The sequence below is a fragment of the Luteibacter sp. SG786 genome, from assembly GCF_011759605.1.
In the GTDB taxonomy this organism is placed as follows: Bacteria; Pseudomonadota; Gammaproteobacteria; order Xanthomonadales; family Rhodanobacteraceae; genus Luteibacter.
In genome coordinates, this window is record NZ_JAAOYX010000002.1 from 554,901 (window position 1) to 567,457 (window position 12,557).

Here is a 12,557-nt window from a genome sequence, read left to right on the forward strand (position 1 = left end):
TCAGTGGCCGGGCCGGGCCGGAACCGGTTTCGGCGTGGTGGTGACGGTGTTCGCGCGGATGATCTCCTCGGCGCGTTCATCCGCGCGATCCATTTCCTGCGCGTAGACATCGGTGCTGGCCAGCGGCTTGTTTCGCGGCGTTTCGGCGAGCACGCGTCCGTCGCGATCGTGCGTATCCACGTTGACGTCGGCAGACAGTCCCAGGCGCAACGGGTGCTTCTCGAGTTCGTTCGCATCGATGGCGATGCGCACGGGCAGGCGCTGCACCACCTTGATCCAGTTACCCGTGGCGTTTTCCGCCGGAAGCAGCGAGAACGCGCTGCCCGTGCCGGCGTTCAGTCCCACCACCTTGCCGTGGTATTCGACATCCGAGTACATGTCCGTCGTGACCTTCACCGGCTGGCCGATGCGGATGTTCTCCAACTGAGTTTCCTTGAAGTTCGCGTCGACCCAGACGTCCGAGAGAGGCACCACGGTCAGGAGGTCCTGTCCGGGCTGGATGCGCTGGCCGACCTGCACCTGGCGCCGAGCCGCATAGCCTTCGATGGGCGATACGATGGCGTTGCGGCCGTTGTTCACCCAGGCATTGCGGAACTGCGCGCGCGCCTGGATCACGGCTGGGAAATCTTCCACCGTGGTGCCGTCCACCTGTGCGTGCGCCGCTGCGGCTTCGCGCTCGGCCGCCTGCAACGCCGCGAGCGCCTGTTGCATCTGCCGCTTCCCGGTATCGACTTCCTCGGCCGACACGGCACGGCGTGCGAGCAGCGGGTGGCGGCGGTTGTATTCGTCGCGCGCCTGTTCGTACTGCGCACGGCGCTGCGGGACGGCGGCGTCGGCCTGGTTGGCCTGCTGCATGCGTGCCTGTGCTTCGCGCACCGCCTGCGCGAGCTGGCCTTCCGCGTTCATGAGGCTCACGCGCGCATCGACCGGGTCCAGCTTGATCAGTACCTGCCCCCGGTGCACACGCTCGGTTTCCTCCACGGCTACCTCGATCACGGTGCCCGCGATGCGCGAGGAGATGGTGACCATGTCGCCCTTCACGTAGGCGTCGTCGGTGGTTTCGCGCTGCGAGAAGACGAAGATGTAGAGCAGCAGCCAGGCAAGGCCGGCCAGCAGGAAGACGGCGGCGATCACCGACAGGATGATGACCTTGCGGCGCTTCGCTTTCGGGTCTTCCTTCTTGTCCTTGTCGTTCTTGTCCTTGTCTTCCTTCTTCTCCCCGTCTTTTTTCTCGCCCTCGTCGTCGCTGTCTTCAGACCGATCCTTGCGGTCCTCCTCGTCGTCGTCCTCACGATCGGCGTCGCGCTCTCCGCGCGGCGAGTCGTCCCCGTACTTGTGCAGGTACTTGTAGCGGTATTTGTACGGCAGCGGCGCGCCGCTCTCGTCGGTGTCGCGTGGGTCGTCGTTTTCGGGGGTCATCGGGTGGAATCCTCGCCGCCGCGGGCGGCCGGAAGCTCGGGCAGGTCGTCGGCGCGGTAGCCGCCGCCCAGCGCGTGGATGAGGGAAAGGTTGGCGGAGAGCATCTGGCTGGTCAGTTGCAGGCGCGCATCGCGCTGCTGGTCCAGCTGCATGTCGGCATCGAGCCAGGTGCGGTCGTCGATGAGACCCTTCGCGCGACGGTCGGCAGCCTTGCCTTTCTGCGCCGCGCTGGCCTCGTACTGGCGGTCCACCTGCACGCGCTGCTCGTCCAGCGCGGTAAGCGTCGCGACGCCTTGCGCTACCTGTCCCGCCGCCTGCACGACGGCGCCGTCGTATTGCGCCACGGCGAGGTCTAGCTGGGCTTGCGCGCTCTCGTACTGCGCACGCAGGCGCCCACCACTGAAGATCGGAAGCTGCACGGCGGCACCGATATTGCCGATGGTGAGGTCCGTGCGCGTACCCGAGCCGAGATCCGGATACGTGCGCAGGAAGGCGCCCAGCGCGGTGAGGCTCACATTGGGGTAATACGCCTTGCGTGCCTGGTCGATGTTCTTCGACGAGGCCTCGATCTGCCAGCGAGCCGCGGCGATGTCAGGGCGGCGTGCCAGCAATTCCAGGCGTGCGTCGGGCGGCAGGCTCGTGTCCGGCACGGGTAGCGGCGAAGGCGACAGCGTGCCGAGTTCCTTCGGCGACACACCGGCCAGCGCCGCGAGCTGGACGAGGTCCAGGCTGGCCGCGCCTTCCAGTTGGGCCACGGCTCGTCGCATCCCCGCCAATCGTCCATCGGCCTGGTCGAGGGCCGTGGGGTCGTCCAGTCCGTGCTTCACCCGCAGCGCCACGAGTTCCCGATAGTCGGCGGCGGATGCCGCGGCGTGCCGCGCCACGTCGAGCCGCGCCTGCTGCGCCTGCCAGTCGAAGTACGTGTTGGCCACGTTGTATTGCAGGGAGGTGGCGGCTGCGGCGCGTTCCGCTTCCGCGGCCCGTGCCTGCCCCACGGCGGCCGCCACAGCGTCCTTTTGCCTGCCCCAGAGGTCGAGATCCCAGGTGGCGAGGGCGCCGGCCGCGCCGCTGTTGCTCCAGCTGTGCCCGGGATTCAACTGGAATCCCTGCGCGTTGCCCGGTGCGCCCGGCACTTCGCCGCGCACATCCACATCGCTGTAGCCGTGGCCGCCGTTCAACAGGCCGCGCACCTGCGGATTCAGTTCCGCGCGGGCGCTGTCGACCGCCCGGTGCGCGGCGCGGTAACGCGCTTCGGCCTGTTCCATGTCGGGCGAGCCACGCATGGCCAGCGCCACCACGCGATCGAGTTGCGGGTCGCGATAGCTCCGCCACCATTCGGGCGATGGCCAGCCAGCCTTGCCGACCGAAATGCCCGCGAGTGGTACCTCCTCGCGCGGCGCAAACGCGGGCGGCCGCACCGGCGGCGCGCAGGCGCCGAGCAGGAGCGCGACAGCGAAAACGACAGCATGCGAACCGCGCAGGCGGCCCGGTGGGGAAGGCTCTGGCACCATGGCAAGTCCGTTCGAGAATTCTTGCGGTCGGCCGGATATCGCGTCCGTTCGCCGCGTCCGGGCGAACATATCAGCGCACTGCGTGGGCAATGCGTGACGGGGCGAGGGTGTCACGGGCAAGGGCAGGCCCTAAGCTATGGAGGCGTCCCCACAGGAATCCCCACCACGTGAACGACCTGCTCAGCGCCATCCTCCTCGGTATTGTCGAGGGGATCACCGAGTTCCTGCCGATCTCCAGCACGGGCCACCTGCTCATCGCCGAACGCTGGCTCGGCGCCCGCTCCGACCTCTTCAACGTCGCCATCCAGGCAGGAGCGATCCTCGCCGTCACCTTCATCTACTGGCGCACGCTGTGGAGCATGTTGCAGAACTGGCGCCGCCCCGAAACCCGCGACTACGTGATGAAACTGGCCGTGGCCTTCCTCATCACCGCCGCGCTCGGCCTCGTGGTGTCCAAGCTGGGCTTCAAGCTTCCGGAGACCGTCACGCCCATCGCCTGGGCGCTCGTCGTCGGCGGCGTGTGGATGCTGCTTGCCGAGAGGTTCGCCGCGAACCGGCCGGACCATACGGCCGTTACCTGGAAGGTGGCGATTCTGGTCGGCCTTGCGCAGATCGTGGCGGGCGTGTTTCCCGGCACCTCGCGCTCCGCGGCCACCATCTTCATCGCGATGCTTGCCGGAACGAACAACCGCGCCGCGGCGACGGAGTTCGCTTTCCTCGTCGGCATTCCCACGATGTACGCCGCCTCGGGATACGAGCTGCTGAAGACGGTACACGACGGCGGCGCGGCAGGGGAGGACTGGACCGGCCTGGCCGTGGCGTTCGTCGTCTCCACGATCGTCGCGTTCGCGGCCGTGAAATGGCTGCTCGGCTACATCCGTTCGCATCGTTTCACTGCCTTCGCGATCTATCGCATCGCGCTCGGCATCGCGCTTCTGCTGTTCCTGCCCGCGGGCGGCTGACGCGGTGCCCGAGGCCACCCGCTACCGCCTGCTCGATCTCACGATCGACCTCGCGCGCCAGCGGGTCGAACGCGATGGCGTGCCGCTGGACGTGGCGGGACTCAGCTTCAGGCTGCTCGCGTGCCTGGTCGAGCGCGGCGACCGCGTCGTCGGTTTCGACGAGCTGATGGCGGAGGTCTGGGCACCGGCGGTGGTGAATGAGGAAACGGTGACCCAGCGCGTGCGCCTGCTCCGCCAGGCACTGGGCGACGACGCTCGCCAGCCGCGCTACGTGCGCACCGTGCGCAGCCGCGGCTACCAGTTGGGCGCGCCGCCCGTGCCGATGCCCGCCGAGGACACCCCTCGGCGCCGTACGCTCTGGCCCGCCTTCGCCGCGGTGGGTGTGCTTGCCGCCGCGGCCGTGGGTGTGGGCTTCCTCGCGCGCGAACAGAAACCGGCCACCAGTGCGCAACACGAGATCCTCGAGCGCGCGCGCTGGTACGGCGCGATGGGCCAGCGCGACAACAACGAACGGGCCCTCGCGCTCTACGACCGCGCCTTGCGCGAAGCACCCGATGACGTCGACGCACTCGCCGGCGCCAGCCGTACGCGCGCGGCACGCACCTGTCTCTACAACGCCGGGCCGGACGAAGCCCGCGAGGCACTGCGGTTGGCCACGCGTGCCGTTTCCGTCCGCACGGACCATGCCGGCGCATGGTCCGCACTTGGATACGCACGGGATTGCCTCGGCGATATTCCTGGCGCCATCTCGGCCTATGAGCGCGCCGTGCGGCTCGATCCCGCCGACGATGCCGCCCGCTCGTCGGCTGCGTACCTCTACCAGGAGCAGGGCCGTCTGGCCGATGCGCTGCACGCCAACATGGACATGCGCGGCGACCCGTCCAGGGTCCGCTTCCGCGACGTGCAGGTGGCGCGCGAATACGAATTGCTGGGATTCGCCGCGGCAGCGGAGGCCCGTTACCGGCACGTGTTCGAACTGTCGCCCGACAACGTCTTCGCGAACATCGCCTGGCCTGCCTTCCTATTCGCGCAGAAGCGTTTCGACGAAGCGGGCGTGGCACTCGCCGCAGCGCAACGACGCGGCACGGCACGCGCGGAGCTGGCCCAGATGGAGGGCGAGCTGGCGTTGCGCCAAGGCGACTCCGTCGCGGCGGCGAAGGCGTTCGCGGAAGCCAAGGCGCTGCGCCCGTCGGCCACCCTGCCCACCACGCTGGCCGCGCTGTACGGCCCGACGCCGGCCGACACCGCGTGGCTGCGCGACCGGATCGCCATGGCACGCGCTGCCTTGCCGAGCGATCCGTGGCCGGGCAGCCGGCTGGAACTGGCACTGCTTCTGGAGGCAGCGCACGACCGGCGTGGCGCGCTGGCGGCGTTGTCCGACGCCGTGGACAAGGGCTGGCGCGACGCGGGTTATCTGCGTGCGTCGCCGCTTTTCGCGCCGCTACGCGCGGACCCGGGCTTCACGGCGGTGATCGATGCCATCGACCGCCGCGTGGCATCCGAACGCGAGCGGGTACTCGCGGCGCCGTGGTGCCCGAAGGAGCTGCTCGCTTCCGGTACACGGTAAGTTCTGTGGGAGCCGCTTCAGCGGCGATGGGTGCTCGCGGCGAGCTTGCCGCTGCCGCGGGATCGCCGGCAGAGCCGGCTCCCACACAAAGCATCCTAACTCCCCAGAGGAGCTACAGAAGGGTCACGGCATCGCACCCAGCACGATGTCGCGGAAGATCGCCTGCGACTGCGGGTGCGCATAGCCCTGGTTGTACGCCTGGCTGGTGATCACCGCCACGAGTCCGCGTTCCGGCAACACGAAGACGTAATTGCCGCCGTTTCCGCCCATCGCCCAGACCTTGGCTTCCGCCCCGTGGATCGGGAAGCGAAACTGCCACCACAGGTACCCGTAATCCGCATCGTCACGCGCCTGCGCGTGCGGTGTCAGCATCGCGTGCACCCACTTGGAAGGCAGCACCGCCTTGCCATTCCAACGGCCGCCGTCGGCGACGAGCTGACCCAGCTTCGCGAGGTCGCGTGTGCGGTAGCGCGTGCCGCCGCCGCCCATGCCGATGCCCTCGCTCGACACGTTCCACTTCACCTTCGAAATGCCGAGCGGCTCCTCCAGCGCTTCGTGGGCGAATGCGGCGAGCGGCTTCTTCGTCGCCCGCTCCACCACTGCACCGGCGACGAAGCTGCCGGCCGTGCAGTACGAGAACGTGCGGCCGTATGGCGAATCCTTTGGGCGGCTCACCCACGGCGCATATCCGCGAATCGGCAGGTTCAACGCGAAATCCAGCCAGCGCTCGCTCACGTACATTCGTTCCTCGTTGCCGGACGAGAACGCGTTTTCGTCGTCACATTCCAGGATGGAACTCATGGTGAGCAGGTCTTCCAGGGTTACCCCAGCGCGGCGTGGATCGGGGTGCTCGATGTGGATGTCCGGAAAGAAGGCGTATACCGGCGCTTTCACAGTCGGGATTGCACCGCGCTGGATGGCCGCGCCCACGAGCATGGCCGTAAGGCTCTTGCTGGCCGACCGCACGTCGTTCAGCAGATCCGGCGAGCCGCCGTCGAAGTAGTGCTCGTAGACAAGCCGGCCATGGTCGGCGACGAGGACGCTGGTGATCTTCTTGTAGCTGCCGTCGGCCACCTTGTCCTCAAGGGTGCCGAGCTTCGCCGTGTTCCAGCCGAGCGTGCCGGCATCGGCCACGGGCCAGCCATCGTCGGCCCGCGTGGGTGGGCGGTACGTTCCGGCGGTGGCGGGCAGCGCTCCCGCGAGGGCCATCGTGGCGGCGAGGGTACGGAAGGCATGGCGCATGGCATCGGCTCCTGTCGTGGGAGCCCGAGTGAAGCGAAGCCGCGCCTGAAGCGCCTGAAAAGCGTCTGAAGTTTTATGAAGGCCGTCGTGGAGCCGCTTCGGCGGCGATGGTGCGTGCGGCAGGCTGGCCCGCTGCCGCGGAATCGCCGGCATAGCCGGCTCCCACACAGAGCAGACCGGCTTTCTGTGGGAGCCGCTTCAGCGGCGATGGGTCTCGCGGCAAGGTTGCCCGCTGCCGCGGGATCGCCGGCAGAGCCGGCTCCCACAGGGTCTTTCACGCCACCGCGGCGATCTCTTCCTGGCGCATGGTGCGCTTGCGAGCCAGCTCCGCCTGCTGTTGCTGCACAAGCTTGCACTTGGGCTCGCTGGTGCGCTGGAACAGTTCGCTGGTCCATTCGATGAACGCCTGGACGCGAGCGGAGAGGTGCCGCTTCTGCGGATACACGATCCAAAGGTTGGAGCCGGTGGAGATCGTGTCGGTCATGATGATCTCCAGCAGGCCCTTTTCGAGCGCGCTGCTGGCGAGGCAATGCGGCGCCTGGATGATGCCCAGACCGGCGATGGCCGCCTGGATCACCGATTCGCCGTCGTTGATCAGCATGTGGGCGTCGACATCGACCGACACGCGGCCGCTCGGGGAGTCGAACTGCCACTGGTACGGCTTGCCCGTGCTCGGGTGCACGAAGTTCACCGCCTTGTGGTTCCTCAACTGCTCGATCGAGGTGGGCGTGCCGTGCCTTGCGAGGTACGACGGCGCGGCACAGAGCACGTTGCTGAAGTGGCCGATCTTGCGTGCGATGAGACTGGAATCGGCCAGTTCCCCCATGCGGATGGCGCAGTCGAAGCCTTCCTCGTTCAGATCGAACGGGAAATCGCACATCGTCAATTCGAGCCGGATGTCGGGGTATTTCTGCTCGAACTCGGCCAGATTCGGAATGATTGCGGCGCGCCCGACCGCCGACGACGCGGCCACCCTCAGCTTGCCTGCCGGCTTGGTCTTGGCGTACCCGAGGGCCTCGGTGGCCTCCGTCAGATCGGCAAGAATCTCCTTACATCGTGCATAGAACGCGGAGCCATCGTCGGTCAACCGCAGCGAACGTGTCGATCGGAAGAACAGCCGCGCGCCGAGGCTTTCCTCCAGGCGGGAGATGGCGCGGCTAACCCCGGACGGGGTCATCTGCAGGTGCTGCGCGGCCGAGGAAAAGCTCTTGGCCTCCACCACGCGGACAAAAACGCTGATAGCGGAAAAGTCTTCCATCGCTAACTCCGGGGATCGTGATTCGTGACTGAGGGTCACAGCCGGAATGATTGTAGACCCATTTTTCGCGTTCGAAGCAAGACCTAGATTTCGCAGCCTGCGATGGACCGGCTTGACCTCAACCAAGGTTGAGGCCTCAGGCTGCCGGCCCCGCCCCCCTTACCCATCCCAATCGAAGCTCCAGGACCTCCCATGAAGAAGAAAATCCTGTTCGGTTCGTCCGCCCTCGCGGTAGCCATCGCGTCGGCGGTCTGGCTGAGCGCCGGCAGCTCGGCCAGCCACGCCAGCGAGCCTGCCGCGGCGCCGCCGGCACCGGAAGTCACCGTGGCCCAGGTCCTGCTGCGCCCGGTGGCCGACACCAATGCCTTCACCGGCCGCATCCAGGCGGTGGACACCATCCAGGTGAAGCCGCGCGTCAGCGGCTACATCGACTCGATCCATTTCCGCGAAGGCGCCGCCGTGAAGAAGGGCGACCTGCTCTTCACCATCGACCCGCGTCCTTACCGCGCCGAAGTGGACCGCCTCGCCGCCAACCTGGCCCAGGCGAAGGCCGAGGCGAAGAATGCCGAAGCCAACGCCGGTCGCGGCAACAAGCTGGTGGAACAGCATGCCGTGTCGCGCGAGGAAGCCGACCGCCTCGATACCGCCGCGGCCAGCGCCAAGGCGCAGGTGGCGTCGGTGCAGGCCGCCCTCGATGCCGCGCAGCTCAATCTCTCGTTCACCCAGGTGCGCGCACCGGTGGACGGCAAGGTGAGCAACGCCCAGATCACCGCGGGCAACCTCGTCACGCCGAACGACACGCTCACCAGCGTCGTCAGCGTCGACCCGATGTACGTCTACTTCGACGTGGACGAGCAGACCTTCCTGAAGCTCGACCGCCTGCGCCGCCAGAGCGGCCGCGCACCGGCTGTCGAAATGGGCCTCGCCGACGAGGACGGTTATCCGCACGTCGGCAAGATCGACTTCATCGACAACCAGGTGCGCTCCGGCGCCGGCACGATCCGCCTGCGCGCGGTGTTCCCGAACGCCGACGGCGCCTTTACCGCCGGGCTTTTCGCCCGCGTGGAACTGCGTAGCGCCGACACCCAGCCTCGCGCCCTGATCGACGACAAGGCCGTGGGCACCGATCTCGGCAACAAGTTCGTCTACGTGCTGGGCAAGGATAAGAAGGTGGAATACCGCCGCGTGTCCACCGGCGCACTGGTGGACGGCTTGCGCGTGGTCGATTCGGGCCTTGGCGCCGATGACGTCGTGGTGGTGAACGGCCTGCAGCGGGTGCGCCCCGGTGTCGAAGTGAATGCGAAGCGTGTCGCGATGGCGTCGCTGGTACCGGATAGCGCGCGCAATGTCGCGTCGCGCCCGGCCGGCGTCGACAGCGTGGCGCAGAACCAGGACTGATCCATCCATGAAAATCGCCCAATTCTTCGTCGACCGCCCGATCCTCGCGGGCGTGCTGTCGGTGCTGTTCCTGATCGCGGGCGGTATCGCCGTGTTCAAGCTGCCGATCAGCGAATACCCGGAGGTCGTCCCGCCAACCGTGGTGGTGAAGGCCTCCTACCCCGGCGCCAACCCCAAGGTGATCGCCGAAACCGTCGCCACGCCGCTCGAAGAGCAGATCAACGGCGTGGAAGGCATGCTCTACACCTCCTCGCAGGCCACCAGCGACGGCGCGATGACCCTCACGGTCACCTTTGCCCTCGGCACCGACCTCGACAACGCGCAGGTGCAGGTGCAGAACCGCGTGTCGCAGGCACTGCCGCGCCTGCCCGAGGAAGTGCAGCGCCTCGGTGTCACGACGAACAAGAGTTCGCCCGACCTCACCATGGTCGTGCACCTCACGTCGCCGGACCACCGCTACGACATGCTGTACCTGTCCAACTACGCCCGCACGCGCATCAAGGACCAGCTTGCCCGTCTGGACGGCGTGGGCGACGTCCAGCTGTTCGGCGCCGGCGAGTACAGCATGCGCATCTGGATGAACCCGGAAAAGCTCGCGATCCGCAACCTCACCACGGGTGACGTGATCAAGGCCATCCGCGAGCAGAACATCGAGGTGGCGGCCGGTTCGCTCAACGCGCCCCCGGGCCCGAGCACCGCTGCGTTCCAGATGAACATCAACACGCGCGGCCGTCTCATTACCGAGGACGACTTCCTCAACATCATCGTGCGCAGCGACGCGTCCGGTTCGGTCACCCATCTCCGCGACGTGGCGCGCGTGGAACTGGGCTCGAACAACTACGCCCTGCGCAGCCTGCTGAACAACCGCGAGGCGGTGGCGATTCCCATCTTCCAGCGTCCCGGCTCCAACGCCATCGCCATTTCCGACGAAGTGCGCAAGGAGATGGCCGAGCTGAAGAAGGACTTCCCGCAAGGCGTGGACTACTCCATCGTCTACGACCCCACGGTGTTCGTGCGCGGCTCCATCGACGCCGTGGTGCACACGCTGTTCGAAGCGATCGTGCTCGTCGTGCTGGTGGTGATCCTGTTCCTGCAGACCTGGCGCGCCTCGATCATTCCGCTGGTGGCCGTGCCTGTGTCGCTGATCGGCACGTTCGCCGTGATGTATCTCGCCGGGTTCTCGCTCAACGCGCTGTCGCTGTTCGGCCTGGTGCTGGCGATCGGCATCGTGGTCGACGACGCCATCGTGGTCGTGGAAAACGTGGAGCGACACATCGAGCACGGGCTCGATCCGAAGATGGCCACGCGCCAGGCGATGACCGAGGTCACCGGCCCCATCGTGGCCACGGCCCTCGTGCTCTGCGCCGTGTTCGTGCCCGCCGCCTTCATCAGTGGCCTCACCGGACAGTTCTATCGCCAGTTCGCGCTCACCATCGCCATCTCCACGGTGATCTCGGCGTTCAATTCGCTGACGCTGAGCCCGGCGCTGTCGGCCATCCTGCTCAAGGGCCGCGACGAACCGAAGGACAAGCTCACGGTATGGATGGACCGCAGCCTCGGCTGGCTGTTCCGTCCCTTCAACCGCACGTTCGAGCGCGGCGCGCACGGCTACGTCGGCGGCGTGAAGAAGATCCTTCGCTTCTCCGGCATCGTGCTGGTCCTGTACGCGGGTCTGGTTGGCCTTGCCTTCCTCGGTTTCTCGAAGGTACCGACCGGCTTCGTGCCTTCGCAGGACAAGCAGTACCTGGTGTCGTTCGCCCAGCTGCCGGATGCGGCCTCGCTGGATCGCACCGAGAGCGTGATCCGCCGCATGGGCGACATCGCCCTGGCCCAACCCGGTGTGGAAAGTGCCGTGCAGTTCCCGGGCCTTTCCATCAACGGCTTCACCAACAGCACGAATGCCGGCATCGTCTTCGTGACGCTCAAGCCGTTCGAGGAACGCCGTAATGCCGACGTGTCCGCGGATGCCATCGCCGCGGCGCTGAACCAGAAGTTCGCCTCCATCCAGGATGCGTACATCGCGATCTTCCCGCCGCCGCCCGTCAACGGGCTCGGCACGATCGGCGGTTTCCGCATGCAGATCGAGGATCGCAGCGGCCTGGGCTTCGAGGAACTCTTCAAGCAGACGCAGGGCATCATCGCCGCCAGCCAGAAGACGCCCGAACTCGCGCACCTGTTCACCAGCTACCAGGTGAGCGTGCCGCAGTTCGACGCCGATGTGGACCGCGAGAAAGCCAAGTCGGAAGGCATCGACCTGGGCGACGTGTTCCAGACGATGCAGGCCTACCTCGGTTCGCTCTACGTCAACGACTTCAACCGTTTCGGCCGCACCTATCAGGTGAACGTGTCCGCCGAGCCGTCGTTCCGTCACGAGCCGTCCGACATCGTGGGCCTGAAGACCCGCAACGCCGCCGGCGACCTCGTGCCGCTGGGCTCGTTCCTCACCGTGCGCCAGACCAACGGCCCCGACCGCGTGCAGCATTACAACGGCTACCCCACCGCTGAGATCAACGGCGGCCCGGCACCGGGTTACAGCACCGGCCAGGCGCAGGACGCGATGGAAGCGCTGGTGAAAGCCAACCTGCCTAACGGCATGAGCTTCGAGTGGACCGAGCTGACCTACCAGCAGATCCTCGCCGGTAACACCGCCGTGCTGGTGTTCCCGCTGTCGGTGTTGCTGGTCTTCCTGGTGCTGGCCTCGCTCTATGAGAGCCTGAGCCTGCCCCTGGCCGTGATCCTGATCGTGCCGATGGTGCTGTTGTCCGCGATCTTCGGTGTGTTCATCACCGGCGGCGACAACAACATCTTCACCCAGATCGGCCTGATCGTGCTGGTGGGCCTTGCCTGCAAGAACGCGATCCTGATCGTGGAGTTCGCACGCGAAGCGGAAATCGAAGGCATGAACCGCGTCGACGCGGTGCTCGAAGCCGCCCGCCTGCGACTGCGCCCGATCCTGATGACGTCGTTCGCCTTCATCATGGGCGTGGTGCCCCTGGTGACGTCGCACGGCGCGGGCGCGGAGATGCGCCATGCCATGGGCGTGGCCGTGTTCTCCGGCATGCTCGGCGTCACCTTCTTCGGCCTTATCTTCACCCCGCTCTTCTACGTGCTGATCCGCGCCTGGAACGAGCGCTCCGAGGCCCGCCGCCAGGCGCGCCGCGAGCGCCGTCTCCTGGAACATGCGGCACGGGAGTCCTGAT

8 protein-coding genes are annotated in these 12,557 nt (G+C 67.1%); 4 read left to right on the forward strand and 4 right to left on the reverse strand.

Translation table 11 applies throughout. The features are described from left to right. Both FHS47_RS14340 and FHS47_RS14345 read right to left on the reverse strand, forming a co-directional pair. Complete coding sequence (locus tag FHS47_RS14340) at window positions 1–1,419, reverse strand: efflux RND transporter periplasmic adaptor subunit (protein ID WP_167029231.1); 1,419 nt, start codon at window positions 1,417–1,419, stop codon at window positions 1–3. After that, a complete protein-coding gene (locus tag FHS47_RS14345; protein WP_167029234.1) occupies window positions 1,416–2,930 on the reverse strand; it encodes an efflux transporter outer membrane subunit in 1,515 nt (504 codons plus the stop codon). The genes FHS47_RS14340 and FHS47_RS14345 overlap by 4 nt, the downstream gene beginning before the upstream one ends. A 167-nt stretch (window positions 2,931–3,097) precedes the next feature. Between FHS47_RS14345 and FHS47_RS14350 the strand changes: the two genes are divergently transcribed. Together FHS47_RS14350 and FHS47_RS14355 are read left to right on the forward strand one after the other, a co-directional pair. Further along, window positions 3,098–3,892, forward strand: coding sequence for an undecaprenyl-diphosphate phosphatase (locus tag FHS47_RS14350; protein WP_208382028.1), 795 nt, complete (start codon window positions 3,098–3,100; stop codon window positions 3,890–3,892). Window positions 3,893–3,896: 4 nt separating this feature from the next. Continuing rightward, on the forward strand, window positions 3,897–5,459 hold the full coding sequence (locus FHS47_RS14355; protein ID WP_167029240.1) for a winged helix-turn-helix transcriptional regulator: 1,563 nt from the start codon (window positions 3,897–3,899) through the stop codon (window positions 5,457–5,459). A gap of 123 nt (window positions 5,460–5,582) precedes the next feature. Here the strand turns inward: FHS47_RS14355 and FHS47_RS14360 are convergent, their stop codons facing one another. Then, window positions 5,583–6,701: a serine hydrolase gene (locus FHS47_RS14360; protein WP_167029242.1), complete on the reverse strand. Its 1,119-nt coding sequence runs from the start codon at window positions 6,699–6,701 to the stop codon at window positions 5,583–5,585. Window positions 6,702–6,975: 274 nt separating this feature from the next. Continuing rightward, entirely contained in the window at window positions 6,976–7,959 is a 984-nt protein-coding gene (locus FHS47_RS14365; RefSeq protein WP_167029245.1) for a LysR family transcriptional regulator, read from the reverse strand. Window positions 7,960–8,151: 192 nt separating this feature from the next. Here FHS47_RS14365 and FHS47_RS14370 point away from each other — a divergent pair, with 192 nt between their 5' ends. Both FHS47_RS14370 and FHS47_RS14375 read left to right on the forward strand, forming a co-directional pair. Beyond that, window positions 8,152–9,357, forward strand: coding sequence for an efflux RND transporter periplasmic adaptor subunit (locus tag FHS47_RS14370; protein WP_167029248.1), 1,206 nt, complete (start codon window positions 8,152–8,154; stop codon window positions 9,355–9,357). A gap of 7 nt (window positions 9,358–9,364) precedes the next feature. Continuing rightward, entirely contained in the window at window positions 9,365–12,556 is a 3,192-nt protein-coding gene (locus FHS47_RS14375) for an efflux RND transporter permease subunit (protein WP_167029252.1), read from the forward strand. The last annotated feature ends 1 nt before the right edge of the window (window position 12,557 follow it).